24 protein-coding genes are annotated in these 26463 nt (G+C 74.6%); 12 read left to right on the top strand and 12 right to left on the bottom strand.

Going from position 1 to position 26463, the window contains the following annotated elements; translation table 11 throughout:
* Positions 1-4 precede the first annotated feature (4 nt).
* Both ABD774_RS03795 and ABD774_RS03790 read right to left on the bottom strand, forming a co-directional pair.
* Positions 5-1426, bottom strand: a complete 1422-nt coding sequence (locus tag ABD774_RS03795; protein WP_345037845.1) for an amidase — start codon at positions 1424-1426, stop codon at positions 5-7.
* Between the two features lie 137 nt (positions 1427-1563).
* Positions 1564-5034: an error-prone DNA polymerase gene (locus ABD774_RS03790; RefSeq protein ID WP_486327262.1), complete on the bottom strand. Its 3471-nt coding sequence runs from the start codon at positions 5032-5034 to the stop codon at positions 1564-1566.
* A 207-nt stretch (positions 5035-5241) separates the two neighbouring features.
* Between ABD774_RS03790 and ABD774_RS03785 the strand changes: the two genes are divergently transcribed.
* The gene (locus tag ABD774_RS03785; protein WP_345037843.1) at positions 5242-7242 is read left to right on the top strand and encodes an LTA synthase family protein; all 2001 of its coding nucleotides are present in this window, start codon (positions 5242-5244) and stop codon (positions 7240-7242) included.
* A gap of 19 nt (positions 7243-7261) precedes the next feature.
* Here the strand turns inward: ABD774_RS03785 and ABD774_RS03780 are convergent, their stop codons facing one another.
* The 5 genes from ABD774_RS03780 to ABD774_RS03760 all read right to left on the bottom strand — a co-directional run bounded on the left by ABD774_RS03780 (position 7262) and on the right by ABD774_RS03760 (position 13044).
* A complete protein-coding gene (locus ABD774_RS03780; protein ID WP_345037841.1) occupies positions 7262-8083 on the bottom strand; it encodes an MBL fold metallo-hydrolase in 822 nt (273 codons plus the stop codon).
* A 67-nt stretch (positions 8084-8150) separates the two neighbouring features.
* Positions 8151-9770 (bottom strand): Y-family DNA polymerase, encoded by a 1620-nt coding sequence (locus ABD774_RS03775; protein ID WP_345037839.1) that lies wholly within the window; start codon positions 9768-9770, stop codon positions 8151-8153.
* A 1-nt stretch (position 9771) separates the two neighbouring features.
* Entirely contained in the window at positions 9772-10725 is a 954-nt protein-coding gene (locus tag ABD774_RS03770; protein WP_345037838.1) for a hypothetical protein, read from the bottom strand.
* A gap of 285 nt (positions 10726-11010) precedes the next feature.
* Positions 11011-11316: a hypothetical protein gene (locus ABD774_RS03765; protein WP_345037836.1), complete on the bottom strand. Its 306-nt coding sequence runs from the start codon at positions 11314-11316 to the stop codon at positions 11011-11013.
* A gap of 15 nt (positions 11317-11331) precedes the next feature.
* The gene (locus ABD774_RS03760; RefSeq protein ID WP_345037834.1) at positions 11332-13044 is read right to left on the bottom strand and encodes an SNIPE associated domain-containing protein; all 1713 of its coding nucleotides are present in this window, start codon (positions 13042-13044) and stop codon (positions 11332-11334) included.
* Between the two features lie 190 nt (positions 13045-13234).
* On the opposite strand from ABD774_RS03760, the gene ABD774_RS03755 reads away from it, so the two are divergent.
* The 6 genes from ABD774_RS03755 to ABD774_RS03730 all read left to right on the top strand — a co-directional run bounded on the left by ABD774_RS03755 (position 13235) and on the right by ABD774_RS03730 (position 18758).
* The gene (locus ABD774_RS03755; RefSeq protein ID WP_345037832.1) at positions 13235-13825 is read left to right on the top strand and encodes a TasA family protein; all 591 of its coding nucleotides are present in this window, start codon (positions 13235-13237) and stop codon (positions 13823-13825) included.
* Between the two features lie 94 nt (positions 13826-13919).
* Positions 13920-14513 carry a signal peptidase I gene (locus tag ABD774_RS03750; RefSeq protein WP_345037830.1) on the top strand — a complete coding sequence of 198 codons (594 nt, stop codon included), beginning with the start codon at positions 13920-13922 and terminating at the stop codon, positions 14511-14513.
* On the top strand, positions 14510-16315 hold the full coding sequence (locus tag ABD774_RS03745) for an Ig-like domain-containing protein (RefSeq protein WP_345037828.1): 1806 nt from the start codon (positions 14510-14512) through the stop codon (positions 16313-16315). Before ABD774_RS03750 ends, ABD774_RS03745 begins: the two co-directional genes overlap by 4 nt.
* Positions 16315-16785: a hypothetical protein gene (locus ABD774_RS03740; RefSeq protein WP_345037826.1), complete on the top strand. Its 471-nt coding sequence runs from the start codon at positions 16315-16317 to the stop codon at positions 16783-16785. Before ABD774_RS03745 ends, ABD774_RS03740 begins: the two co-directional genes overlap by 1 nt.
* A complete protein-coding gene (locus ABD774_RS03735) occupies positions 16700-17437 on the top strand; it encodes a response regulator transcription factor (protein ID WP_486327261.1) in 738 nt (245 codons plus the stop codon). The genes ABD774_RS03740 and ABD774_RS03735 overlap by 86 nt, the downstream gene beginning before the upstream one ends.
* Entirely contained in the window at positions 17430-18758 is a 1329-nt protein-coding gene (locus tag ABD774_RS03730) for a sensor histidine kinase (protein ID WP_345037821.1), read from the top strand. The genes ABD774_RS03735 and ABD774_RS03730 overlap by 8 nt, the downstream gene beginning before the upstream one ends.
* On the opposite strand, the gene ABD774_RS03725 is transcribed toward ABD774_RS03730, so the two are convergent.
* From ABD774_RS03725 to ABD774_RS03710, 4 genes are read right to left on the bottom strand one after another with little or no spacing between them, the layout of a single operon-like run.
* Complete coding sequence (locus ABD774_RS03725; protein WP_345037819.1) at positions 18683-20299, bottom strand: NAD(P)-binding protein; 1617 nt, start codon at positions 20297-20299, stop codon at positions 18683-18685. The genes ABD774_RS03730 and ABD774_RS03725 overlap by 76 nt on opposite strands.
* Before the next feature lies 1 nt (position 20300).
* Complete coding sequence (locus ABD774_RS03720; protein ID WP_345037817.1) at positions 20301-21458, bottom strand: thiamine pyrophosphate-dependent enzyme; 1158 nt, start codon at positions 21456-21458, stop codon at positions 20301-20303.
* A gap of 9 nt (positions 21459-21467) precedes the next feature.
* Positions 21468-22706, bottom strand: coding sequence for a transketolase C-terminal domain-containing protein (locus ABD774_RS03715; protein WP_345037815.1), 1239 nt, complete (start codon positions 22704-22706; stop codon positions 21468-21470).
* Complete coding sequence (locus tag ABD774_RS03710; protein ID WP_345037813.1) at positions 22699-23289, bottom strand: 2-oxoacid:acceptor oxidoreductase family protein; 591 nt, start codon at positions 23287-23289, stop codon at positions 22699-22701. Before ABD774_RS03710 ends, ABD774_RS03715 begins: the two co-directional genes overlap by 8 nt.
* 170 nt (positions 23290-23459) lie before the next feature.
* Between ABD774_RS03710 and ABD774_RS03705 the strand changes: the two genes are divergently transcribed.
* The 4 genes from ABD774_RS03705 to ABD774_RS03690 all read left to right on the top strand — a co-directional run bounded on the left by ABD774_RS03705 (position 23460) and on the right by ABD774_RS03690 (position 25511).
* Positions 23460-23987, top strand: coding sequence for a YbhB/YbcL family Raf kinase inhibitor-like protein (locus tag ABD774_RS03705; protein ID WP_345037811.1), 528 nt, complete (start codon positions 23460-23462; stop codon positions 23985-23987).
* Positions 23988-24061: 74 nt separating this feature from the next.
* On the top strand, positions 24062-24652 hold the full coding sequence (locus ABD774_RS03700) for a YbaK/EbsC family protein (RefSeq protein ID WP_345038259.1): 591 nt from the start codon (positions 24062-24064) through the stop codon (positions 24650-24652).
* A 332-nt stretch (positions 24653-24984) separates the two neighbouring features.
* Entirely contained in the window at positions 24985-25281 is a 297-nt protein-coding gene (locus ABD774_RS03695; protein ID WP_345037809.1) for an AAA family ATPase, read from the top strand.
* The gene (locus ABD774_RS03690; RefSeq protein ID WP_345037807.1) at positions 25278-25511 is read left to right on the top strand and encodes a hypothetical protein; all 234 of its coding nucleotides are present in this window, start codon (positions 25278-25280) and stop codon (positions 25509-25511) included. The genes ABD774_RS03695 and ABD774_RS03690 overlap by 4 nt, the downstream gene beginning before the upstream one ends.
* 51 nt (positions 25512-25562) lie before the next feature.
* On the opposite strand, the gene ABD774_RS03685 is transcribed toward ABD774_RS03690, so the two are convergent.
* On the bottom strand, positions 25563-25793 hold the full coding sequence (locus ABD774_RS03685; RefSeq protein WP_345037806.1) for a hypothetical protein: 231 nt from the start codon (positions 25791-25793) through the stop codon (positions 25563-25565).
* An 89-nt stretch (positions 25794-25882) separates the two neighbouring features.
* Here ABD774_RS03685 and ABD774_RS03680 point away from each other — a divergent pair, with 89 nt between their 5' ends.
* Positions 25883-26425, top strand: a complete 543-nt coding sequence (locus tag ABD774_RS03680) for a ferritin (protein WP_345037804.1) — start codon at positions 25883-25885, stop codon at positions 26423-26425.
* Positions 26426-26463 lie beyond the last annotated feature (38 nt).

The following is a 26463-nucleotide window of genomic DNA, read 5'->3' as shown; positions in this document are numbered from 1 at the left end:
CCCCTCATCTCGGGTCGATCGGGGTGAGGACGCCGCACCGGTCCTCGATCGCGGCCGCCGCATCCAGGCACAGGTCCTCCCGGTAACGCGGCCCGATCACCTGGACCGCCTGCGGGAGCCCCTCCGTGACCCCGACCGGCAGGGCGACGGCGGGGAGTCCGAGGGCGTTGACGGCCGTCGTCATGCGCATGGTGCGGATCGTCTCGGCCACCTGCCCGTCGTCCAGGTCGGTGCCCGCGAGGGCCGGGACCTCGGTGGCGACCGGGGCGACGATCAGCGGACGGGTCTCCTGGAACTCTCCCCACTGCCGCAGCAGCGTCTGCCGGGTGATGAAGGCCAGCTCGGCCGCCCACGCGTCCGGACTGCCGGCGGCCTCGAAGAAGTCCGTCATGAACCGGCGCACGGGGTCTGGTGCGGCCGGCCTCATCACCTGCTCGTAGCCGAGTCGGGTGCCGGGGGTGCTGAGCATGACCAGCAGGGCGTCCGCCGCGGCGTCGATCCCGGGCGGCTCGACCTCGTCGACGGCGTAGCCGGCGTCGGCCAGGGCCTCGGCCGCCCTCCGGACGCCGGCCCGCACCTGTCGGGCGGTCCCATGACCGCCCGGGTCGACGACGACGGCGACGCGGACCGGCGCGTCGACTGCAGGGCCCAGCAGCGGGGCCGGGACGGTCCAGGGGTCCCGCCACGTCGGCCCGGCGAGGACCTCGAAGGCGGCCCGAAGGTCGACGACATGGCGCGCCAGCGGGCCGACGACGCTGGTGAGCTGCACGCCGATCGTGGTCATCTCACCGGGTCCGACGGAGGTGGCGAGGGGAATCCGGCCCGGAGTGGGTTTGAGGACGGCGATCCCGCAGCACTGGGCCGGGTGGCGGAGCGATCCCAGGCCGTCGCTGCCTAGCCCCAGCGGGCTCATGCCCGTCGCGATCGCGACCGCCTCGCCGGCGCTGGACGCACCGGGCGTCCGCGCGGCGTCCCAGGGGTTGAGGGTGGCTCCCCACAGCTCGCTCTCGCAGTGCCACCGGACCGCGCCGCTGGGCATGTTCGTGCGGCCCACCGGTATCGCCCCGGCGGCCTTCAGCCGCTCGACGGCCGGGGCGTCCCGGGCCGGGTAGGCGTCCGCCAGCGCCCTGAGGCCCTGCGTCGTGGGCGTGCCGGCGACGTCGATCAGCTCCTTGACGGTGAACGGGACACCGTGGAACCGCGGCAGGTCGGCGCCGGCGGCCACGGCACGGTCGGCCTCCCTCGCGCTGGCGAGCGCCTGCTCGCCCATGACGCGGACGACGGCGTTGACCGCCGGGTTGACCTCCTCGACGCGCCGGAGGTGGGCCTCGACGACGTCGACGGACGAGACGCGCCCGGACCTGACGCTCTCGGCCAGCTCGGTGGCACCCATCTGCCACAGCTCGGTGGCGGTCCCGGCTGTCATCTCGGCACTTCCCTCGGGCGTGTGCGACGGCCGGTGCGCCCCGGCCTCGGGCGGTGCGGAGCAGGCACGTCGTCGTGTGCCTTCAGTGTGCGTGGTCCTGGCCGTGCGTCACAGTCCCGGCCCCGGCCGGAGCCGTGCTAGCGGAAGTCCCGTGAGGTGGAGGGCACGGTGAGGCTGAGCGGCTCGATCTTGTCCGCCACGAGGTTCGTCACGCCGTCGGCCCGCTCCAGGGTTCCCCGCACCACGAGCGCGGCGCTGGTGCGGGCCACCAGGCGGTACTTCGCCCACAGACCCGCCGAGCACACCACGTTGAGCAGCCCGGTCTCGTCCTCCAGGGACAGGAACGTGATCCCCGAGGCGGTGCCCGGGCGCTGCCGGTGGGTGACCACGCCACCGACCCGCAGGCGCTCCCCCGGCTCCCGGTCCGCCAGCTCGGCGACGGTGAGCACCCCGCCGGCGGCCAGGTCGGCCCGCCGGAACTGCGTCGGGAAGGAGTCCGGTGACACCCCGGTGGCCCAGACGTCCGCGACGGCGGTCTCCACCCGGTCCATCACAGGCAACGACGGCGCCTCGGTCCCCACCGCGGTGAACGGCAGCGGCGGCTGGAACCACACGTCCTCGGCCGTCGGCTCGTCGCGCTGGGCGATCTTCCGGGTGCCAGAGGACACCTTCCACGCCCCCATGGGCGGACGTCCCCCTGTCACTGCCCCGGCGCCGTCACCGCGCCGCGGGCGACGCCCGGTGTGCCGGCGCCCGTGCTCGCCCGCCAGCACACCCGCGGACCACAGCGCCTCGCGCCGCTCGAGGCCGAAGCAGCCCAGCGCCCCGGCGGTGGCCAGGGCCTCGAGCTGGGCGGCCGTGAGGTCGACGCGGCGGGCGAGGTCGGCCAGGTCCGCGAACGGACCGCCCCGCTCGCGCTCGGCGACGATGCGCCCGGCCACCTTCTCCCCCACCCCGCGCACCGGGGCCAGCCCCAGCCGCACGGCCAGATCGGGGTCGGGGTGGACCAGGTGCGCGACGTCCGCCGCGGCCGGGCGACGGGCCGCGTCCGCCCGCAGCTCCGCCGTCGTCAGGGCCTCGACGCACGCCTGCTCCGCGGAGGCGTTGACGTCCGCGCGCAGCACCGCGACGCCGTGGCGGCGGGCGTCGGCCACCAGCGACTGCGGGGAGTAGAAGCCCATGGGCTGGGCGGCGAGCAGCGCGGCGTAGAACGCCTCCGGATGGTGGACCTTGACCCAGGAGCTCGCGTAGACGAGGTAGGCGAAGGAGAACGAGTGCGACTCGGGGAAGCCGAAGTCGGCGAAGGCCTTGAGCTTGTCGTAGATCTTCTCCGCCACGTCCGGGGGCACCCCGTTGCCCTCCATGCCCAGCAGCAGCCGGCCGTGCAGGGCCTCCATCCGCTCCTCGGAGCGCTTGGACCCCATGGCCTTGCGCAGCTGGTCGGCCTCGGCGGGGCTGAAGTTCGCCACGTCCATGGCGATCTGCATCAGCTGCTCCTGGAACAGCGGCACCCCGAGCGTCTTGGACAGCGCCGGCTCGAGCAGCGGGTGGAGGTAGGTGACCTTCTCCCGGCCGAGCCGCCGGTTGATGTAGGGGTTGACGGAGTCGCCCTGGATGGGGCCGGGGCGGATGAGCGCCACCTCGACGACGATGTCGTAGAACTCCTTCGGCCGCAGCCGCGGCAGCGTGGCCATCTGGGCGCGCGACTCCACCTGGAACACCCCGACGGTGTCGGCCGCGCACAGCAGGTCGTACACGGCCGGGTCCTCCTGCGGGAGGTTGTGCAGGCCGAGCTCGCCGTCGACGCCCCACCGCGCCGCCCCGCCGCCGGCGTTGATCGTCTCGAACGCCAGCCGCAGGGCGGTGAGCATCCCCAGCCCCAGCAGGTCGAACTTCACCAGGCCGACGTCGGCACAGTCGTCCTTGTCCCACTGCAGCACCGTGCGCCCCGGCATGGTTGCCCACTCCACCGGGCACACCTCGATGACCGGCCGGTCGCACAGCACCATGCCGCCGGAGTGGATGCCCAGGTGCCTCGGAAGGCGCAGCATCTGCTCGGCCACCTCGATCACCGGCGCCGGGATCCCGGCGACGTCGTCCGCCGGGCCCGCGGCCCGCCCGTCGCGGGTGCTGAGAGCCTCGCCGTTCTGGCCGTCGGGGCGGACGAGGGACCGCCACCGCTCGATGCTCTTGGACCAGGCGTCCTGCTGGCCGACGTCGTAGCCGAACGCCCGGGCGGCGTCGCGCACCGCCGAGCGCGGCCGGTAGGAGATGACGTTGGCCACCTGGGCGGCGTGCTCGCGCCCGTAGCGGCCGTAGACGAACTGGATGACCTCCTCGCGGCGCCCGGACTCGATGTCGAGGTCGATGTCCGGCGGGCCGGAGCGCCCCGGGGAGAGGAACCGCTCGAACAGCAGCCGGTGCGTCACGGCGTCGACGGCGGTGATCCCGAGCGCGTAGCAGACCGCCGAGTTCGCCGCCGACCCGCGCCCCTGGCACAGGATCCCCCGGTCCCGGCAGAACCCGACGATCTCGTGGACGATGAGGAAGTAGCCGGGGAAGTCCAGGTCGGTGATGATCTCCAGCTCGTGCTCGATCATGTCGTAGGCGCCCGGCACGCGCTCCGCCCCGCGCGGCCCGTACCGCTCGGCGGCGCCGCGGTAGGTCAGCTCGCGCAGCCAGGTGGCCTCGGTGTGCCCGTCCGGCACGGGGTGCGGGGGCAGGTTCGGGGCCACGAGCTGCAGGTCGAACGCGCACTCGGCCGCGAGCGCCACCGAGGTCGGCACCGCCTGGGGGTGCCGGTGGTGCCGGGCCGCCATCTCGGCGCCCGAGCGCAGGTGGGCCGGCGCGGCGGGCAGCCAGCCGTCGATCTCGTCCAGCGAGGCGCGGGCCCGGGTGGCGGCAAGGACGTCGGCGAGGCGCTGGTCGGCGGGGCGGGCGCAGTGCACGGCGCCGGTGGCGACCAGCGGCAGGCCGGCGGCGCGGGCGAGGCCGGCGAGGGCGTCGTTGCGGGAGGAGTCCAGCGGCGCGCCGGTGTCGGTGATCTCCACGGCCACGTTCTCGCGCCCGAACAGGGCGGTGAGCCGGTCCAGCTCCGCGCGGGCGGCGGACCCCGCGCCACCCTCCAGCGCGCGACGCACCGCCCCCTTGCGGCACCCGGTGAGCACCAGCCACTCCCCGCCGGCCTGCGCGGCGAGGTCCTCGAGGTCGAGCTCGGCGCGCCCCTTGGCCCCGGAGTCCAGGTGCCCGCGGGCGATCGAGCGCGAGAGGCGCCGGTAGCCCTCGGGGCCGCGAGCGAGGACGAGCAGATGGGTGCCGTCGGGGTCGGGGCGCCCGCTCATGCCGGGCACCCCGCCGGGCCCCTCGTGGGCGCCCGCCCGCCCCGTGGTGCCGAGGTTCAGCTCGGCGCCGAGCACGGTGGGCAGCCCGAGCGTCCGGGCCGCCTCGGCCAGACGCACCACGCCGTAGAGCCCGTCGTGGTCGGTCAGCGCCAGCCCGGACAGGCGCAGCCGGGCCGCCTCGGCGGCGAGCTCCTCGGGGAGGTTCGCGCCGTCGAGGAAGCTGAAGGCCGAGTGCGCGTGCAGCTCGGCGTACGGGACGATCGGCACGTCACCATCATATCGAACTGTTGTTCGACACGCCGGGAGAACCCGTCCCGTACAAAGTCCGACAGCGGCATCGCCACGGACAGCCACCTCGCCCGCATCGCCCGCGGACACACGGAGTTCATCCGAGATTCAGATAGCGTTCATCCACGCGACGGCGTAGAAAAGCGGCAGCCCGCGGCCGCGCAGCCCCCCGATCGAACGGCTCCGATGCTCCAGACCTCCAGCGCCACGCGCACCACCGACGCCAACGTCACGCCGGCCGAGACCCCCGAAGGCCGCGGCCCCGCGCGCCCGCGGCTGCCGTGGCTGCGGCGCGTGGTCGACGCGGCCGGGAGGGCCGTCCCGGTGACGGCGCTGACCCTCGCGGTCGCCGTCGTCGTCACGATGATCCTCGAGCTGGTGCACGTGCGGACCGACCCCTGGATCCCGCCCCTCGAGCGGGTCGCCATGTGGCGGACGGACCAGCTGGCGCTCGAGGTCCTGGTCGTGTGGGCGGCGGTCGTGCTCATCCACGCGGTCGTCGGCCGGCTCTGGCTGACGGCCCTCCTGAGCGTCGCCGTCGGGGGCGTCATCGCCTTCGCGGACTACCAGAAGATGCTGATGCGCGGGGAGCCGCTCTACCCCACCGACATCGAGTACCTGGGCGAGGCCGGGCTGCTCCTGCAGAGCATCGGCGTCGCGCCGGGTCTCGTGCTGGCCGGGCTCGCCGCCCTCGCGCTCGCGGCGGTGGCCGTCGCGCTGCTTCTTCGACGACGGCGGCGGCGGTCCGGCGGGCCTCGACGGGCGCGGCTGACCCCACGTGAGCGACTGCGGGCGCTCGCCCCGCGAGCCGCGGCCGGGCTCCTCGCCGTCGGCATGCTCGCGACGGCGGGTGCCTTCAACGAGGACGGCAACCCGCTGCGGGCGCTGTGGGAGCGCTCCGGCCCCACCTGGGCGCGCTGGAACCAGGTGGAGAACTACGCGGAGAACGGGTTCGTCTCCGGCGTGCTCTACAACATGCCCGGCACGGCCATGGAGCGGCCCGACGGGTACACCGAGGCCGCCATGCGGGAGGTCACGGAGAAGTACGCCGCCGTCGCCGCCCGGACCAACGCCTCCCGCGACGCCGGGGCGCTGGCGGACACGAACGTCGTCGTCGTGCTCAGCGAGTCCTTCACCGACCCCACCCGGCTGAGCGGCCTCGAGCTGTCCGAGGACCCCATCCCCTTCACGCGCGCCCTCATGGCGCAGACTCCCTCGGGCAGGATGCTCAGCTCCGACTACGGCGGCGGCACCGCGAACGTCGAGTTCGAGGTGCTGACCGGGATGTCGCTGAGCAACTTCCGCGAGCAGATGCACACGCCGTACCAGATGCTCGTGCCGTACGAGGAAGACTTCCCCTCGCTGCTGCGGTCGGTCGGCACCGACCACGCCGCCGTCGCGATCCACCCCTACCAGCGCAGCTTCTACCGGCGCGACGAGGTCTACGAGACCTTCGGCTTCGAGCGCGCGGCGTTCGAGGACGACATGGCCGACGCCGAGCGGGTGGAGGACAACCCGTTCATCTCCGACGCCGGCACCTTCACCCGCGTGGTGGACGAGCTCGAGGCGTCACAGGACCCGATGGTCGTCAACGTGGTGACCATGCAGAACCACCGCCCGTACGACGGCAAGTACGACGACCCGATCGAGGTCGAGGGCGCGCTCCCGCCGGTGGACCGGCGCAACGTCGGCCAGTACCTGCGGGGCCTGAGGTACAGCGACGAGGCGGTCGAGCAGCTGGTCACCGACCTCCAGGCGCTCGACGAGCGCACGATCGTGCTGTTCTACGGCGACCACTCCCCCGCCATCTGGTCCAACCAGATCTGGAACCGCAACCCCGGCCAGACCATGTACGAGACCCCGTGGTTCGTCTGGGCCAACTTCGAGACCGCACCCGTCGACCCGCCGGGCGAGCTGCTCGGACCCAACCAGCTGCTGGGCCAGCTGCTGACGGCGGCGAACGCGCCGGTGACCCCCTACGACGCGCTCCTCGCCCAGATCGCCGAGGAGGTCCCGGCGGCCGAGCGCGGGATCATGCTGGACCCGCAGGGCCGCGAGATCACCGCCGCGGACCTGTCGCCGCGGGCGCGGGAGCTGCTCGAGGACTACCGGCTCGTCCAGTACGACCTGGCGGTCGGCGAGGGCTGGGCCGAGGACGAGCTGTACCAGGTCCCGCCGGCGAGCTGACCCTCGGCTCCGGGCCGCCTCAGGTGAGGTGGTCGTGGTCGCCGCGGACCCAGGCGGCGTGCCGGTCCGCGCTGCGGCGCACGGCTGCCCTGCCCTCCCGCGGGATGGCGTTGCCGAAGTTGCCGTAGATCCGGTCGAAGTCGAGCTCGAGGATGTCGCGGGCGACCCGCTGCGCCACCGCGCCGGAGAGCGGGACCCTGTTGGGGTAGCTGCGCATGAACGCCACGGTCGCCCGGTCCGGGTTGGGCCCCACGGTGTCCCCGCAGAGCAGGACGCCCGTGCCGTCCTCCCCGGTCCAGACGGCGACCGCGTTGCCCGGGAAGTGCCCGCCGATCTGGTGGATCACGACGTCCGGGACGGGCGAGACCGTGCCGGACCAGTAGCGCACCGCGTCGTCCTCTCGGGCGAGCCAGCGGGCGTCCGACTGGTTGACGAGGACCGGCACTCCGCCGAGCGCCCGGCTCCACTCGACCTGGGCACCGAACATGTGCGGGTGGCTCGCGGCGATCGCCACCACCTCGCCCGCCCGGCGCACCTGGCGCACGGCGTCGTCGTCGACGTACCCGATCGGGTCCCAGAGCACGTTCCCGTCCGGTGTGCACGCGAGCAGTGCCTGCTGGCCGATCCCCACGTGCGGCTCGACGACGAGGCCGAGCAGTCCCGGCTCGACCTCATGGACGGCGACGAGGTGGCCGAGCTCGCGCAGCTCGTCGATCGTGGTCCAGGACTGCCCGGTGGCCGGCACCCACTGCCGCTCGTCGGAGCAGATCTCGCAGATCTCCGGCGGCGCCTCCGTGTCGGCGTGCTCGACGGCGCAGGTGCGGCAGATCCAGACGGTCATGCCGCGATCCTGCCCCCTCCGCGGGCCCGGCACCAGGGCTTTCGCCGGGCCGGGCGCAGCGCCCGTCTCAGTCGTAGACCCCCTCGACCTGCCACCGCCCGCGGTCGACGGCGAGCAGCAGCGCCGGCGCCCCCTCCGGGACCACCTGGACGTAGGCGCGGCGCCGCCCCTGCTCCGACCACCACCGCTCAGTGCCGTGCCACGGCCCCGCCCAGGCGAGCAGCGGGTACTCGCCCGCGGGGACCGGCGGGGCCGCGACCGTCCCCTTCCCGGCAGGTGGCGCGGGCACGAGCACCCGGGCGGGTGGCGCACTCGCGGTGCCGCGCGCGTCCACCCGGACCTCGGCGCCGACGGCGTCGACCAGTCGCACTGGCACCGGCTCGGTGGGCACGGTGGCCGGCCAGGGTGCGGGGACCTGCCCCGGCCAGGGCGCGTCGGTGCGGCGCAGGGGCGCGGCGTCGTCCCCCCAGGCGACCAGCCGGGCTGCCGCCCGCGGGTCCCGGCCGCCCTGCAGCACCGGGACGAGAACACCCTCGGCGCCGAGCAGGCCCTGGACGCGCAGGGCGGCCCGGCCGGCCTGCGCCTCGCCCCGGCGGGCCCGGCCCCACAGGCCGTCCTGGACCGCGCCGGCGGGGCTGACCTCCTGGGCGACGAGCTCGAGGTGCGTCAGCGGCGCCGACGGCGGACGCCCGCTGCGCCCGGACAGCCATCCCTCGAGCTGCCAGCGCACCCGGTCGGTCAGCTCGGCGGCGGTGGGGGCGCCGTCGATGCTCCAGGTGCGCACCAGCTCGGTGCCGTCCTCGGTGCGCGCCGCGACCTGCAGGCGCGCGCAGACCACCCCGCGGCGCAGCATGCGCTCGGAGAGCTGCTCGGCGAGGGCACGGGCGGCGAAGGCGGCGACGTCGGCGCGCTCGGCGGGCGGGTCGAGCTCGGTGGCCGTCAGGACGTCGTCCTCGGGACGGCGGGAGGTGGGCGGAAGGGTGTCGAGACCGCGGGCGAGCCGGTGGGCGACCAGCCCACGGGTGCCGAACCGGGCGGCGACGTCGCCGGCCTCCAGCGCCGCGAAGGCCCCGAGCGTGCGCAGGCCGAGGCGGCGCAGCAGGTCCACCAGCTCGGCGGTCTCGGCGCTCGCCTGCCGGGTGCTCGCGGCGAGGCCCAGCGCGCCGACGTCCTGCCCGGCGAGGAACGCCGCGGAGGCCTCGGGCGGCACGAGCACCCCGGCGCGGGCCGCGAGCATGGCGGTGAGCAGCCCGTCGCCGACGCCCACCTGGCACTCGGCCCCCGTCTCGGTGGCCACGGTCCCGATCAGCAGCTCGGCCAGGGCGTCCTCGGAACCCACGTGCCGCACGGGGCCGCGGGCGAGGAAGACCACCATGCCCGGCCGGACCACCTCGACCTCGGCGACGACGGTCTCCACGGCCTGCACGAGCGGCTCGAAGGCGCGGGCGTCGCGCACCTGGTCGGCGGCCAGAAGCACCAGCTCGGGGCAGAGCTGCTGGGCGCTGCGCCGCCGCATGCCGCGGCGGACCCCGGCCGCGCGGGCCGCGGCGGAGGCGACGACGACGCCGCGGTTGTCGTGCACCGCGACGGGGAGCTGCGGGTCCACCAGCCCCTCGGCGACGGCGGCCGCCACCGGCCAGTCGGGGACCCACAGGACCACCCGGCGCGCGGCCCCTGCCGGCGCCACGTCACACCGCCCGCAGCAGCGGCCGGACGTCCGCCGTCGGGGCCCCGTCGTCCGCACGCGCGCCCGCGGCCGGGACCTCGCCGACGCCGCCCAGCCCGTCGGGCCCGACGCGGACCTGGACCTCGCGCGCCACGGCGGCGCCCGCCCGGCCGGTGGCCCGCACGGTGAGCTCCTGGTCGACCAGGTGCCCCCAGCCCTGACCGAGTCCCTCCCAGCCCGACCGCGTGGCGCGCAGCACCAGGTGCGCGCCCGGCCAGTCGTGGGTGCTCAGCAGCACGGCACCCCGGGTGCGCACGCGGGCGGCGATCGAACGGCGGTCCCGCTCCCCCAGCGCGGGGCAGCGGCCGACGACGAGCACGTCGAAGCCGTCGGTCAGCGCCCCGACCACGGCTGCGGCGTCGGGCCCGGGGGCGGGCACCACGGCCACCCGGTCCAGGGCCAGCCCGGCCCCGGCGGCGGCCCGCCAGCCGATGTCCGGCATGGCGGCGAGCGCGCACCAGGCGCCGTCCGTGGCGGCCGCCGCGGCGAGGGCGAGCAGCACGGAGGTGGACCCGGACACCTGGACCACGCTGCCGCGCGCGAGAGCGCCACCGGGAAAGACCGGGGCCAGGACCTGCGGGACGGGCAGGCTCCGGTCCGCGCCGGGACCGAAGAGGTCAGGCGCCGGCACGGCCGACCGGTGCCCGCCCTCCGGGCCGGCCGAGGGGTGCGTGAGCGGCGGACCGGTCACCGCGGGGGCGGGCACGGCCGACAGGGCGGACTCTCCCGTGAGGACGGGGCTGGTGCTCAGCCCGGGGCCGCCCAGGCGGGTCCGCAGTCCGGCGGCGGTCTCGGCGCGGTTGAGCGCTGCCCGGGCGGCGGCGAGGCGGGCGTGCGGGTCAGCGTGGGAGGGCCGGTGCGCGGGACGGACGACCAGTTCCGGACCGTCCGGCACGGCGGTGAGCGAAGTCGTCATGACTCCTCCTCACATCCCTCACCACACCTTGTCGAACGCACGTTCGATCCACCTCCCAGTGTTCGACCTACGAATGCACTTGTCAACCGCGCCGAGAACCGGGACGCCCGGTCGCGAGGACGCTCCCGGCGGCGTCGTCCCCCGCCCGTCGACGCGATGTGGGCAGCCTTTCGCAGACCACCCACATCGGGGCGCGGGCGGGCATGTCGGCGCCGGGACGGCGCGCCTCCGCCCGTGACCACCGACCGCGCCTCAGATCGTGGAGACCAGAGGAGAAAGGCGCGATCAGAGGAAGAAGTAGACCGCCACGGCCATGCCGAGGAGCGTGACGAGGACCACCCACGGCAGGTAGGAGTGGTGCGTCAGCTCCACGCGCTGGTCGGGCGTCGGAGGCGCGAGACGATGTCTCGCTCCCCCGCCCCTCGAGCTGGTTCCGGCGGGTCCGGCGTCGTGGGCGCGGTCGCGGTCGCCGCCGGGTTCGCTGCCGCGGGCGCCGTCGAGGTCGCCGTCGTCAGCAGCGTCGTCGAGGTCGCCGTCGACACGGTCCTCGGGCGCCGGGGGTGGGTAGCTGCGGTGCACGTCGTTGTCCACGTCGGCTCCTTCCCGTTAGTGGCCGGACCGGCCGTTCGAGCTCACCGGAGCCGCGGGCGACGGCGACTCCCACGACGCCCCGTACGAGGGGCCGGGCGTTCCTGGCACGTACCCGGGGCCACCGTTGCCGTACCCGGGGCTGCCGGTGCCGTACCCAGCACCGCCGGCGCCGTACCCCGCCCCCGGCACGTACTCGCGAGGCCCGGCGCCTTCGCCGGGGATGTACTCCCGCACCACGCCACCGGGCGCGCCGGCGGCAGGAGCGGCGGCGGCAGCGGCGGCCTCGCGCTCCTTGCGGATCTTGTACTCGCCCGCCATCTCGATCTCCTGGGCCCGCAGCGCGTGGTACCGCTCGGTGATCGCCACCCCGAGCCACGCGCCGTGGCGCGAGACGGCGTCGCGGGCGCGGATGAGGCGGGTCAGCGCGCCGTCGATCCCACCCGGGCCGGCGGTGCGCACCGCGTTCTCGGCCTCGGCGTTGTACGCGCGCAGGCTCAGCGCGCTCACCTCCGCCACGACCTGCTGGCCCTTGGCCGCCGAGTGGCCCAGCTTGAAGTTCGTAGGTGCGGTGATCGCCTCGCCGGCGCGGAGGGTCTGGACGATGGCCTCGCGCAGCCCGGCGAGCTGGGTGGCCAGGAAGACCGAGTCCTCGGCGGGGTGCTTGTAGTCGTAGAGCCCGAGATCCTGGGCCGCGACGCGCTCGCCGAGGTCGACGAGCTCTGTCCGTGCCTCGGCCAGGCGGGTCTCGACCTCGTGGAGCTCGGCACGCCGCGCCTCGAGCTGGCCGGCGACCTCGTCGTGCCGTCGGGTCAGGTCCTCGTACAGCCGGGTCAGCTCGCCGTGCTCGGCGACGACCCCGCTGTGCCGGCGGACCAGCTCCTCGTGCTCCTGGGTCAGGGCGTCGTGCTCCCGGGCGAGGTTCTCGCGACGGCGGGTCAGGTCCTCGAGCACCCGGGCGGTCGCGTCGGCCTCGGCCGCGGCCGCGGCGTGGTCCTCGCGGACCTGGTCGACGGCGGCGCGGAGTCTCTCGTGCTCGGCACGCTCGACCTCGATCTGACGCTGGACGTCCGCGCGCTCGGCCTCCGCAATGCGCTGCGCCTCGGCGCGCTCGGCCTCGGTGCGGGCGCGTACCTCGGCCACCTCCCGGTCGAGGCCGGCGAGCTCGGCCCGACGGCGGTCGACCTCCTGCGTGGTCGAGGCTTCCGCCGCGCTCAGCTCGGCGAGCCGGGCCTCCGCCGCACCGGCGGCCGCGACCTGCCGCTCGACCTGCGCGAGGTCCTCACGAGCCTGGCGCAGCCGCTGGATGAGCGCCTCCTCGCGGTCGGCGATCTCCGCGATCTCCGCCCGCCGGCGCTCGACCGCCTGGACCAACCCCTGCTCCCGCTCGGCGAGGCGGTCGATCTCGGCCTCGCGCCGGAGGAGCTCGACCTCGAGGTCGCGCGTGCTCGGTGCAGGCGCCGCGGCGTGCTGGCCCGCAGCAAGGGCGGCTGCCGGCGCGGACCCGGGGGCCACGGCTTCGGTGGGGGTGCCGGCGGCAGTGGGGCTGCCCGCGGAGGCGCTCGCCGCATCGCTGTGGTCCTGGGCGCGCAGCCGGCGACGGCCCCGCGAGGCGGGCACGCGCTCGTCGGTCCAGGCGCCACCGTCCCACCGTCGCAGGTAGGAGGAGTCCTCCGGGTCGGGGTACCACCCCTGGGGCGGGTATCCCTCGTCAACCTTGGTGTCAGCCACGTCTATGCCCTTTCCAGGCCCCCCTAGGTCGTTATGGCTCAAGGTAACTCACCCGTACCGGGGCCGTCCGCAAAACCGTTACCCAGCCGTGGATGAGGCGGGCACCGGGTGTCACCGAATCGTGGAGGGGCCGTCCGTAGCGTTCCTGTCAAGCCTTCCGGACCACCACTGCACCGAATCGGAGAACCTCATGAACGCTACCGCCACCACCGCCGCCCCCGCCCGCCGCAGCCGCCGCGTGCTCGTCCCGCTCGCCACGCTCCTCGCCGCCGGCGCCGTCGCCGTCGGCTCGGGTGCGACCTTCACCTCGACCTCCTCCAACGCGGCCAGCGGTGTCGCCTCCGGCACGCTCGCCCAGTCGAACTCGGCCGAGGGAGAGGCGATCTTCGCCCTGAAGAACATCAAGCCGGGCGACGTCGTCACCGGCGAGCTGACACTGACGAACACCGGCACGCTTCCCGCCACCTTCTCGCTCACCGAGAAGGACTCCGTCAACGGCTTCTCGGACGCCAACCTCCGCCTGAACATCAAGGACACGGCCGGCACGGTCGTCTTCGACGGAACGTTCGGCGCCCTCAAGGACGGCGAGAAGAACCCGCTCGGTGACTTCGCCGCCGGCACCGCCCGCACCTACGTCTTCACCGTCTCGCTCGACGCCGCCGCCACCAACGCGGAGCAGGGCAGGTCCGCGAGCGCGACCTACGTCTGGGACTCCGTCCAGCTCGGCGGCCAGGAGACCAGCTTCGTCGACGGCGTCGCGGCCTTCGTTCCCGGCCTCTGACGTCCCGCCCCGCCGGCCTCCCCCAACCGGCACCCCGGCCGGCCCGTTCCCCTCGACGGGCCGGCCACCCCCGCAGACTCCCCAGGAGCCCGACATGACCACCACCGCCACCCGCGCCTCCCGCACCGCGCCCGGCAGGACCCCCCGGCTGCCCGGCGCCCTCCCCCTGGTCGGGAACGTGCTGCTGGTGGCGGTCACCCTGGTTGCAGCGATCTACCTGCTGCCCGGGCTCCTGGGGTACCAGCGTTACGTCATCACCGGCGGCTCGATGTCGGGCGCCTTCGAGAAGGGCTCGATCGCGTTCGAGCGCACGGTGCCGGTCGCAGCCCTGGAGGTCGGCGACGTCATCACCTACATGCCGCCGGCCGACGCGGGGGTCGACAACCTCGTCACCCACCGCATCACCGAGATCACCACGGCCGAGGACGGCACGCCGCTCCTGCGCACGCAGGGCGACGCCAACGCCGATGCCGACCCCTGGACCTTTCAGCTGGTCGACGAGGTCCAGCCGGTGGTGTCGTTCACCGTCCCCTTCCTCGGCTACGTCTTCATGGCCCTGGCCGACCCGGCCGTTCGCATCCTCGTGATCGGCGTCCCGGCCGCCCTCGTGGCCCTGCGCAGCCTCGCCGACGTCGTCCGCGCCCTCCGCGGGGAGCGCCGCCCGGCCGGCGCGGAGGTGGCCGCATGAGAGTCCTGCGCCTCGTCCTCCTGCTCACCGCTGCCCTGGTGGCCGCGGTGGCAGGCCTTCCTGCGTTCTCCACCGCCGCGTTCACGTCGACGACGACGAACGCGGCCTCCACCGTCACCGCCGCCGCGGACTGGACGCCGCCCACCGTCTCGCTGCGCGCGCCCGCCGTCCCGTCCCAGGCCTCGGTCGTGCTGACCGCGGACGCCGCCGACGGCGAGACCGGGGTCGCGACCGTGACGATCGAGCACCTGGCCGCGAACGGCTCGTCCTGGATGCCCGTGTGCACGGCGACCGCCGCCCCGTACAGCTGCACCTGGGACACGACCAAGCTGACCGACGGCACGTACGACCTGCGCGCCCGCGCGACCGACCGCGCCGGCTACGCCGCCACGTCCCACACCGTCCGCACCACGGTGGCCAACAAGCTGCTGGTCGTCCTGGCCGAGCCGGGCGAGACCGTCCGCGGCGCCGTGACGCTGACCGCGACCGTCTACAACGCGGGCACCACCTCTTACGCGGTCCGCCTCGAGCACTCCGTCGCGGGCTCGGGCACCTGGAAGCTCCTGTGCACCGACAGCACCGCGCCGTACACGTGCCCCTGGGACACCACGCGCTTCACCAACGAGGAGTTCGACCTGCGCGCCGTCGCCCTCTCCAGCAGCAACAACGTCGTCGCCACCTCCGCCGTCGTCCCGAACGTCCTCGTCGACAACGAGGCGCCGACGGTGACGATGACCGACCCGGGCACCCCGCTCAGCGGCACCCGGACCTTCCAGGCCGTGGCCACGGACGCCGTCTCCGGCATCGCGACTGTCACGCTGCAGGCGCAGCGGGCGGGCGGCGCCTGGTCAGACCTGTGCACCGTCTCGGCGATGCCGTACTCCTGCCGGGTCGACACCACGGCCCTGGCGGACGGCACCTACGCCTTCCGGGCGGTGGCGACCGACGCCGCGGGGAACGTGACCACGTCGGCCGCGGTGACGAGCCGCAGCGTCGACAACACCGTCTCCGCCGTCTCCCTGGAGGACCCGGGCGCCTTCCTCACCGGCAAGGTGACCCTGAAGGCGGCGGCCAGCTCCACCGCCGGCGTCCGGTCCGTCACGATCCAGCGCGCCCCGGCCGGGACGGCCACCTGGACGGACGTGTGCACCACGACGACCGCCCCGTACACCTGCGGCTGGGACACCACCACCGTGACCAACGGCCTGTACGACCTGCGCGCGCTGCTCGTGGACGGCACCGGCGTCACCACGACGTCGGCCACGGTCGCCGGGCGCCAGGTCGACAACCTCCCGCTGCGCGGCCTCGACGTCCAGACCGCCAACGGCGGCCCGCTCGCCGGACGGCCGGACGCGGGCGACACGCTGACCCTTACCTACAGCCAGCAGGTGAACCTGAACACCGTCTCTCCGGGCTGGACCGGCGAACCGCTGGCCGTCACCCTGCGCCTGCGCGACGGCAAGCTGCTCGGGCTGGGCAACACGGGCGACACCCTCGACGTCCAGCGCACAGGCTCGGTGGTCAACCTCGGCTCGGTGGTCCTGAACGGGGACTACCTGCAGAAGAACACCGCCACCGCGGCCGCGACGATGAGCGCCACGGCGGTCACGGTCAACGGCGCGACCCGCACCGTCATCACCGTGACACTGACGGCCGCCCCGAGCTCCAACGGTCAGCTCCGCACCGTCACCACGGGTTCGGCGATGGTGTGGACGCCGTCGGCAGCCGTGCAGAGCCTCGCCGGCGTCGCCTCCTCCACCGCCCCGGTCACCGAGTCCGGCGCGCTGGACCGGGAGTTCTGATGAGAGACGCACCCACCCGGCTCACCCGGTCCGCGGCCGTCGCGGGCGCCACCCTCGCCGTCGCCAACCTCACCCAGACCGGTACCGCCGGGTACCTGGCCCTGCTGCTCGGCAGCCTCGGGCTGGTCGGCCTGCTGGCGGCGGTGCGGCTCTGGCGGGAGGGCTGCTTCGAGTCCCGGCTCCTGACGACCCTCGTCGCGGCGGGGGCGCTGCTGGGCACGCTCCTGCGGGCGACGGTCGGGCTCCCCGGCACCCCCGTGGCGGCGACCGGCTGGCTGGACCTCCCGGCCGCGGCGCTCGCCGTCGCCACCCTCGGGCTGCTCCTCGCGGACCGGCTCCGGCGCGGCCCGAGCGCGGGGAGCCCTACGGACGCCGATCGGCCCTATGCTCGGGGGCGTGCAGCAGACCGTGCTCGTCGTGGAGGACGACGACGGGATCGCCCTTCCCCTCGTCCGCACGCTGGACCGTGAGGGTTACGCCGTCGAGCGCGTCGCGGAGGGGCTGCCCGCCGTCGAGCGGGTGGGGGCCGGCGGTGTGCAGCTGGTGATCCTCGACCTTGGCCTGCCGGACATCGACGGCCTCGAGGTGTGCCACCGCGTCCGCGCCGACGGCTACGACGACGGCATCATCATCCTCACCGCCCGCGGCGAGGAGCTCGACCGGGTGGTGGGCCTGGACGTCGGCGCCGACGACTACCTGCCCAAGCCGTTCGCGCTCTCCGAGCTGCTCGCCCGCTCGCGCGCGCTGCTGCGCCGCAGCGTCCGGATGGCCGCCGCACAACCCGCCGCAGAGCCCGGGTCCGCCCCGGTCCGCGAGCCCGAGCAGGGGGTGCAACCCCTGCGCGTGGACGCGCGCTCCCGCCGGGCGTGGGTCGACGGCGAGGAGCTCGCCCTGAGCTCGAAGGAGTTCGACCTCCTTGCGCTGCTCTTCTCCGAGCACGGTGCGGTGCTGACCCGCGAGACCCTCATGGACAAGGTCTGGGACGAGAACTGGTACGGCTCGACCAAGACCCTGGACGTCGCCGTTGGCCGCCTGCGCCAGAAGCTCGAGGCCAGCGGCTCCCGGGCGCGCGTCGTGGCCGTCCGTGGGGTCGGGTTCCGGCTCGAGGACGTCGATGCGTGACCGGCTGCTCGCCGCGTTCGTCACGCTGACGGTCCTCCTCGTCGCCCTGTACGGGATCCCCCGCGCCTACCAGCTCGCCAACCTCGTGCAGCAGCAGGAGGAACGGAAGATCGAGCGGTCCGTGGACCTCGTCGCCGTCGTCCTCGCCGAGGACCTCGCGGAGGGCGAGGAGGTCACCGAGGACTCGCTCGCCCCGCTGCTCAACCAGGCGGAGACGCTGCGCTACGTCGCCCCCGACGGCACGGAGACCGTCGCCGGCCCGCGTTTCCACCCCGCCCCCTCGGACATCGTGATGACTCGCGACGTCGACGGCGGAGGCACCGTCACGCTGTCCCGGGCCGGCGGGCTGATCGAGGAGCGGGTCTCCGACGCCCTGTTCCCCCTGGTGGCCATCGGGCTGGTGCTGATCCTCGTCTCGGCGGTCGTCGCCGTCGTGCTGGCGCGTGCTCTCTCCCGGCCCTTCGGCGAGCTCGCCGCCAGCGCGGAGAAGCTCGGCCGCGGCCAGTTCGACGTCGACGTCCCCCGCTACTCCGTGCCCGAGGCCGACGAGATCGGGGCCGCCCTGCGCACCGCCGCGGAGCGGCTGGAGGACGTGGTAAGGCGCGAGCGGGAGTTCGCCGCCAACGCCTCGCACCAGCTGCGCACCCCCGTCACCGCGCTGCGCCTCGAGCTCGAGGACCTCTCGCTGTGGCCGCAGACGCCGCCCGAGGTACGCGCGGAGCTCGAGCACGCCCTCGGCGAGCTCGACCGGCTCTCGGGCGCGGTCACCGAGCTTCTCGCCCTCGCGCGGGGGCGGTTCACCGCCTCCGCCGTCGACGTCGACCTCGCCGACCTCGCCCGCGCCGCCGCCCGCCGGTGGGCGGGGCACGCCTCCGCCGACGGGCGGGACGTCGTCGCCGACGACGGGGGTCCCGTCCGGGGCCAGGTCACCCCGGGCCCGGTGGGCCAGATCCTCGACGTCCTCATCGACAACGCCCTGAAGTACGGCGCCGGGACGGTGACCGTCTCCGCCCGGGGCGAGGACTCGCACCTCGTGCTCGACGTCGCGGACGAGGGGCCGCGGCCGACGTCGAGCGACATCTTCCGCCGCCGGGTCTCCGGGGACACCTCGGGCGGCGAGGGCATCGGCCTGGCGGTCGCGCGGGAGCTGGCGGACGCGCTCGGCGGCCGGCTCACGCTGGCACCGGGCGCGACCACCCGGTTCGTCCTCGCGCTCCCGCGCTCGCCCGGTCAGGGCGTCTCGGGTCAGGGCGTCTCGGGCACCATCTCGATGGCGCCGCAGGGGCACTCCTCCACGCAGAGCCCGCAGCCCTTGCAGTAGTCCAGGTCGATCTCGTAGGTGCCGTCGGCGTGCTTGATGACGGCGTTGTCCGGGCATACCCCGAAGCAGTTGTCGCAGCCGAAGCAGTTCCCGCAGGACATGCACCGGCGCGCCTCGAACAGGGCCGTCCCGGCGGTCAGGCCCTGGACGACCTCGTCGAAGGTGCCGGCCCGGCGCGGGCCCTCCAGACGCGGGCGGACCTGGTGCGGGGCGTCGGCGTAGTACCAGGTGTTCAGCGCCCCGAACTCGGCGTCCGGCGTGGGCGGCGGCACCTCGGCGCTCGTGCCCCGCAGGTAGGCGTCGATGTTCCGCGCGGCCCGCTTGCCGTGCCCGACCCCCACGGTCACGGTCCGCTCGGAGGGCACCATGTCGCCGCCGGCGAACAGGCCGGGGCAGCCGGTCATGAGCCGGTCGTCGACGGCGACCACGCCGCGCTCGACGACGAGCCCGGGTACGCCCTCGATGAGCGAGAGGTCGGACTCCTGGCCCAGCGCGAGGACCACCGTGTCCGCCTCGAGATCCTCCAGGACGCCCGTGGCGTGCGGGAACCCGCTGGAGTCCAGCTCCATCTTCTCGATGGTCAGCCGGCCCTCGTCGGCGTAGCTGATGGTGGAGAGCCACTTCATCTGCACGCCCTCCTCCAGGGCCTCGAGGACCTCCGAGTCGTGCGCGGGCATCCGCTCCCGGTTGCGGCGGTAGACGATGATCGCCTCCTCCGCCCCGAGGCGCTTGGCGGTGCGGGCGGCGTCGACGGCGGTGTTGCCGCCCCCGTAGACCACCACGCGCCGGCCCAGCTGCGGGGCGTCGGCGTCCTCGACGTCGTGGAGAACCTGGACGGCGTCGAGGATGCGCGCCGCCTCCCCGGCCGGGACGTACGCGCGCTTGCCGATCTGGGCGCCGACGGCGAGCAGGACGGCGTCGAAGCGCGCCAGGTCCGGCTCGACCGTGGTGACGCGGGAGTCGAGCTCCAGGGTCACGCCCATGTCGACGATGCGCCGGATCTCGGCGTCGAGGACGTCCCGCGGGAGCCGGTAGGCGGGGATGCCGTAGCGCATCATCCCGCCCGGGTGCGGGGCGGCGTCGCGCAGGGTGACCTCGTGGCCGAGCAGGCGCAGATGGTGGGCGGCCGACAGCCCGGTCGGGCCGGCTCCGACGACGAGGACGTGCTTCCCCGACGGCGGGGCCGTCACCGGCACCGTCCAGCCCTGGCGGATGGCCTCGTCGCCGAGGAAGCGCTCGACGGCGTTGATGCCGACGGCCTCATCGAGCTGACCGCGGTTGCAGGCGGTCTGGCACGGGTGGTAGCAGACGCGGCCCATGACGGCCGGCAGCGGGTTGTCGGCCATGAGGGTGCGCCAGGCCCGCTCGTAGTGGCCGTCCTCGGCGTCGTAGAGCCACTGCTGGATGTTCTCCCCGGCGGGGCAGGCCTTGTTGCAGGGCGGCAGGAAGTCCCGGTACACGGGCCGCTCGACCCGCCAGGCACCGGTGCGGTTGGCCAGCGACGACCCCACGTCCAGGGTGATCGCGAACGGCTTGTCCATCTCATGCCTCCTTCGGCGGGCGCGGCATCGCCGGGCCCTCGTGCACGTCCAGCGCCGGGCCGGCGGAGGTCGACGGCGCGTGGTGGTCGCTGGGCAGGGCCGGGTGCTCCAGGTGCGGGGCGGCACCGGTCAGGACCGGCTCGCCGCTCGCCGGCTCCGGCACGGCGTCGTCCCCGAGCAGCCCGTACCGGGCGATGTTGCGGTCGGCGGCGGCCTGCAGCCGGGCGAGGACCTCCTCGTTCCGGGTGGGCCGGAACAGATGGGCGTAGCGGCCCTGCAGCCGGAGGTACTCCTCGACGGGCACCTGGCGACGGATCTTCCGCACCGAGGTGACCTCGCCGTGCTCGGCCTCGAACACGGGGAAGATGCCGGACTCGGTGGCCAGGCGCGCGAGGCGCACGGTGTGGCTCGACGCCGCGCCCCAGCCCAGCGGGCAGGGCACGAACACGTGCAGGTACCGGGCCCCGTGCATCGACATCGCACGGTCCACCTTGGCCTCGAGGTCGCGCAGGTCGGCGACGGTCGCCGTGGCCACGTACGGGATCTCGTGGGCCATCGCGATGCGCGGGACGTCCTTGCCCTGCCCGAAGACGTTGCCCGGGTGCGGGCCGACCGCCTGCGTGGTGGCGGTGCGCGCCGCCGGCGGGGTCGCGCCGGAGCGCTGGACGCCGGTGTTCATGTAGGCCTGGTTGTCGTAGCAGATGTACAGCACGTCGTCGTTGCGCTCGAACATCCCGGACAGGCACGCGAAACCGATGTCGACGGTGCCGCCGTCGCCGCCCTGGGCGACGGTGCGGATGTCGTCACGCCCCAGCGCACGCAGCGCGGCCGCTACCCCGGTGGCCACGGCGGGGGCGTTCCCGAACACGGAGTGCAGCCACGGCACCCGCCACGAGGTCTCGGGGTACGGCGTCGAGAAGACCTCCAGGCACCCGGTCGCGTTGACGGTGACCATCCGGCCGCCGGCGGCGGCCATGGCGGCGTCGAGGACGTAGCGCGCGCCGAGGGCCTCGCCGCAGCCCTGGCAGGCGCGGTGCCCGGACGTCAGGGCGTTGGCCCGGTCCGGGTCGGCCTGGACGCTGGCGAGGTCGGCGTCGAGCAGGCGGTTGCCGACGGCGAAGCTGCCGACCTGGTAGAAGCGCACGGGCGTCGTGGTCATCTCTCCTCCTCAGCGTGCCGCGCCGACGGCGTCGGTCCGGCCGCGCCGGTCGGCGCGCTCAAGTCGCTCGGCCCGGTCCCGGGCGATCTCGCGCTCGACGACCTCGTGATCCAGGTCGAGGAACGTCAGTCGCCCCAGGCGCCCGGCGAGGGCGTCGTCGAGCATCCCGAGCAGCGACCCCTGGGTGATCGGCCGGCCGCCCAGCCCGGCCACGACGGTGGTGACCTCGGCGCCGGAGCCCGCGAGCGCCGTCGCCACGTCCTGGGTGACGATGCCGCCCACGCCGGGGGCGAAGGCCCGCTCGAGCACGACGATCCGGCGCGCCTCGGCGAGGGCCTCGCGGACGGCGTCGTAGGGGAACGGGCGGAACGAGGTGATCCCCAGGACGCCGACGTGCTCGCCGGCGGCCCGGGCGTCGTCGACCGCGTCCTTGAGGGTGCCGAGCACGGACCCGAGGGCGATGACGACCGTCTCCGCGCCCGCGGTGCGGTAGGGGCGCACCAGCCCGCCGGACTCGCGGCCGAAGACCGAGCGGAACTCGTTGCTGACGCGTTCGATCACCTCGACGGCGTCGAGCTGGACCTGGTGGGCGAGGTAGCGCACCTCGGTGAACGTCTCGGGCCCGACCATCGCGCCCATGGTCACGGGCTCGTCGGGGTCGAGGCGCTGGCGCGGGCTGAACGGCGGCAGGAAGGCGTCGACCTGCTCCTGCTCGGGGACGTCGACCTCCTCGAAGGCGTGGGTCAGGACGAACCCGTCCATGCACACCATGACCGGCACGGACAGCTGCTCGGCGATGCGGAAGGCCTGCACGTGGAGGTCGGCGGCCTCCTGGTTGTCCTCGGCGTAGAGCTGGAGCCACCCGGAGTCGCGCTGGCTCATGGCGTCGGAGTGGTCGTTCCAGATGTTGATGGGGGCTCCGATCGCCCGGTTGGCCACCGTCATCACGATCGGCAGCCGCATGCCCGAGGCGTTGTAGATCGGCTCGACCATGTAGAGCAGCCCCTGGCTGGAGGTGGCCGTGTACGCGCGGGCGCCCGTCGCCGAGGCCCCGATCGCCACCGACATCGCGGCGAACTCGGACTCGACGTTGACGTACTCGCTGACGAGCTCCTCCGCCTTCACCAGGCGGGAGAGCTCCTCGACGATGTGGGTCTGCGGGGAGATGGGGTAGGCGCAGATGACCTGCGGGCGCGCCCCGGCCACCGCGCGGGCCACGGCCCGCGACCCCTCGATCTGCTCACGCACGAACGTCCTCCTTCTCCGCCAGGCGCCGGGCCACGGCGTCGTGCGCCGCGAGCGCGGCGGCGACGTTCTTCTCCCCCACCTCGCCGGGGAACCGGTCCCGCAGGGCGGCGACGACGGCGTCGAGGTCGAGCCCCGCGTGCAGGGCGGCGAAGGCGCCCAGCAGGACGGCGTTGGGCAGCGGGCGCCCGACGTGCTCCAGGGCGATCTCGGTGGCCGGCACCGTGACCGCGTGCCCGGGCGGCAGGGCAGCGACCCGCTCGCCGAGCCCGAGCTCGTCGAGGCGGCGGCGGCGGGAGTTGACCAGGGCGTAGCCCTCCGGGCGCAGGCCGTCGAAGACGTCGACGGCGCGCAGCAGCGTGGGGTCCTGGACGATGACGGCGTCGGGCACGAGGACGGGCTCGCGCACCCGGATCGGCCGGTCGGCGATCCGGCAGAAGGAGACCACGGGCGCGCCCGTGCGCTCCGAGCCGAAGCTGGGGAAGGCCTGGGCGTGCCGGCCCTGCCGGAACGCGGCGTCGGCGAGCAGCTCGGCGGCGGTGACCACGCCCTGACCGCCGCGCCCGTGGATGCGGACCTGGAACACTGCCGACCTCCTCGTCGCACGTACCCTCATTTGTATGACGCGGATCACCCCAGGGGCGGGGACCTAGGTCCGCCGGCCGCTCCGGCACGCCGGTGACGCGGGACGACGCCGGGCCGGGCGAGGCCCTAGGTTGGTCCCAGCACGACCACCGACCGACGGAAGGATCCGCTGTGAATCTCGACCGCCCGCTCGCCCAGGACCCCTACGAGAAGCTCCCCGCCGTGCCGTCGTTCACGCTGACCTCGAGCGACCTCACCGAGGGCGCGCCGATGGACCCGGTGCACAGCCAGCGCGGCGGAAACGTCTCCCCGCAGCTGTCGTGGTCCGGGTTCCCCGAGGCCACGCGCGGGTTCGTCGTCAGCTGCTTCGACCCGGACGCGCCGACGCCGTCGGGCTGGTGGCACTGGAACGTGCTCGACCTGGGCACCGACATCACCGAGCTCGAGCAGGGCGCGGGCGAGTCCGACCTCATGCTCCCCGGGGCCGCCTTCCACCTGCGCAACGACGGCGGCGAGCACGCGTACGCCGGCGCCGCCCCGCCCGCCGGGGACCGCCCGCACCGGTACTTCTTCGCGGTGCACGCCCTCGACACCGAGACCCTGGAGCTGGACGAGGACGTCACGCCCACCAAGGCGGCGATCACGACCCTGTTCCACACCATCGCCCGGGCCACGCTGACGGCCACCTTCCAGGCGTGACGACGGCGCAGCCGGAGGGGGCGGGCCGCGAGCCCGCGAAGCCGGAGCCCGGCACGGACCTCGGCTCGCCACCGATGGACGCCGAGGAGCCGACGGCGGTGCTCGGCGAGCTCGACGACGTCGTCTTCGGCGCTCTGGTGTGGGTGCCTGCCCGTGAGCGCCCGGACCTCCTCGCCCCGCCCGTCCACGCCGCGATCGCGGCGCTGCCCTCCGACGCCGCGGCCCAGGTGCTCGTCGCCGAGATCGACCCCGAGCTGGCGGACACGGCCGCGATGACCCAGGCTTACGACCTGCCCGCGGAGGTCTCGTCGAACTGCGTCCTCGTCGCCGGCAGGCGGGCCGGCGAGGAGCGGGTGGCCGCCTGCGTCGTGCGCGCGACCACCCGCGCCGACGTCAACACGACCGTGCGCAAGTTGCTCGACGTGCGCAAGGCGTCCTTCTGGCCCACCGAGCGGGCGGTCGAGGCGTCGGGGATGGAGTTGGGCGGCATCACCCCGTTCGGGCTACCGCCCGGGTGGCGGCTGCTGCTCGACACCCGCGTGGCGCACGGCCAGTCGATCGTCGGCTCCGGGGTGCGCCGGTCCAAGCTGCTGGTCCCCGGCGAGGTCCTCACGGCCCTGCCGGGCGCCGAGGTCGTCGAGGGCCTCGCCCAGCCGGCGGACTGACATGGCGGCCACCGCGGTCGCGGACCTGGCGCGGTGCTGACCACCGTCGCCAACGTCTACCGGGCCCTGCACCTCCTCGCCGCCACGGCCCGGGAGGGCGCGCCCGCCGGCGCCGGCTCGCGAGGGCGGCCTGCCGTCGGCGCTGTGGGCCGGCCCGAGCAGGGCGGCGGCACCCAGGGCACGGTCCGCCGTCGGCCGGTGCGGGTCGAGCTCGGCGTCACCGGCGAGGACACCGGGTACGCCCTCGCCCTCGGGCTGCCGCAGCCCACGGGGCTGACCGACCCTTCGAGCGCGACCCGGAGGTCAAGCAGGAGACGGTGTGGGCGGGCCCGGTGGCGCGCCCGTCAGCCGTGCTCACCGAGCGACGCGGCCCGCACGTGCGCACCCGGGGCGACCACGGCTGGGAGACCCTGACCAAGGCGGCCCGGCCCCACGAGTCGATGCTCGACGTCGTCGCCGACCCGAACCGCGCGCCGGAGCTCGTCACGCTGCGCGAGAAGCTGCGCTCGTGGCGCCTCTACGACCACCTGCGCACCGACCCCGGCTCCCCGGCCCGCTCCCCGCGGCCCGGCTCGCGCACCTCGGCCCTGGCCGACGACGGGATCTGCTGCCCGCACTGGCCCGGATGACGGTGCGGGCCACCCGGCACACCCAGGTCGTCGTCGTCACGCACTCCACGGCGCTGGCCACCGAGCTCGCCACCGCAGGCGGCACGGACGCCGGTGTGCCGGACTCCCCCGACGGCGGCACCGAGGGGCGGGACCGCGTCGTCATGCTGGAGCTCGCGAAGGAGGCGGGCGAGACGGTCGTCGTCGGGCAGGAGGGCCTGCTGGATCGGCCCGCGTGGACCTGGCCGTGACGGGTCTTCGATCCTGGACGAGCCGTGCTCGACGGCCGCCGACCGCCAGGCTCAGGCGTCCCGGGCGGTGACCCTGGGCTCGCGAATGGTCAGCCCCGGGACCGACAGGTCCTTGAGCGCCTTGGAGACGCCCGCGACCAGGGACGATGCCGCGCGGTCCTCCTCCCGGACGTCGTCCGGGGAGAGGGAGCCCTCGGGGGTCTCCGACCGCACGAAGTCCACCAGGGCGGCCTCGTCGTCGATCTCGGCCTCGAGCTCGATCGTCAGCGTGTGCTTAGCCATGCCCCAGCGTCGGTCAGGAGGAGCACGGTCGCCACTCGGGCGGCGCACAGCCATCGACCGCGCAGGGACCGGCGCATATGGTGACCTGCATGACCGAGACGACGGCGTCGACGTTCCTACGGCTGCTCCGCGAGCAGATCGGCCACGAGTTCGACGCACACCAGCAGTACATCGCCATCGCCGTGTGGTTCGACTCGCACGACCTGCCCCAGCTGGCCCGGCACTACTACCGGCAGTCGGTCGAGGAGCGCAACCACGCGATGATGCTCGTGCAGTACATGCTCGACCGGAACCTCGAGGTCGAGATCCCCGCCGGCTCGCCGGTGCGCAACGACTTCCGGGAGGTCACCGACCCGTTGCGGCTGGCGCTGGACCAGGAGCAGCAGGTCACCGCACAGATCGAGGCGATCTTCCGCGCGGCCCGCGCGGAGGACGACGCCCTCGGCGAGCAGTTCATGCTGTGGTTCCTCAAGGAGCAGGTGGAGGAGGTCGCGTCGGCGACTACGTTGCTCACCGTGGCCGAACGGGCCGGCAACAACCTGTTCGACCTGGAGAACTACGTCGCCCGCGAGCAGATCGGCGACAGCGGCGAGTCGGCGGGCGCGCCGGCGGCCGCGGGCAGGGCGCTGTAGTCCTCAGCCCGTTCGTCCTGGCCCGCGGGCGCCTGGGA

It is taken from the genome of Georgenia daeguensis (assembly GCF_039537705.1).
Taxonomy (GTDB): Bacteria; Actinomycetota; Actinomycetes; order Actinomycetales; family Actinomycetaceae; genus Georgenia; species Georgenia daeguensis.
This window is presented reverse-complemented; position numbering and strand designations above follow the sequence as displayed.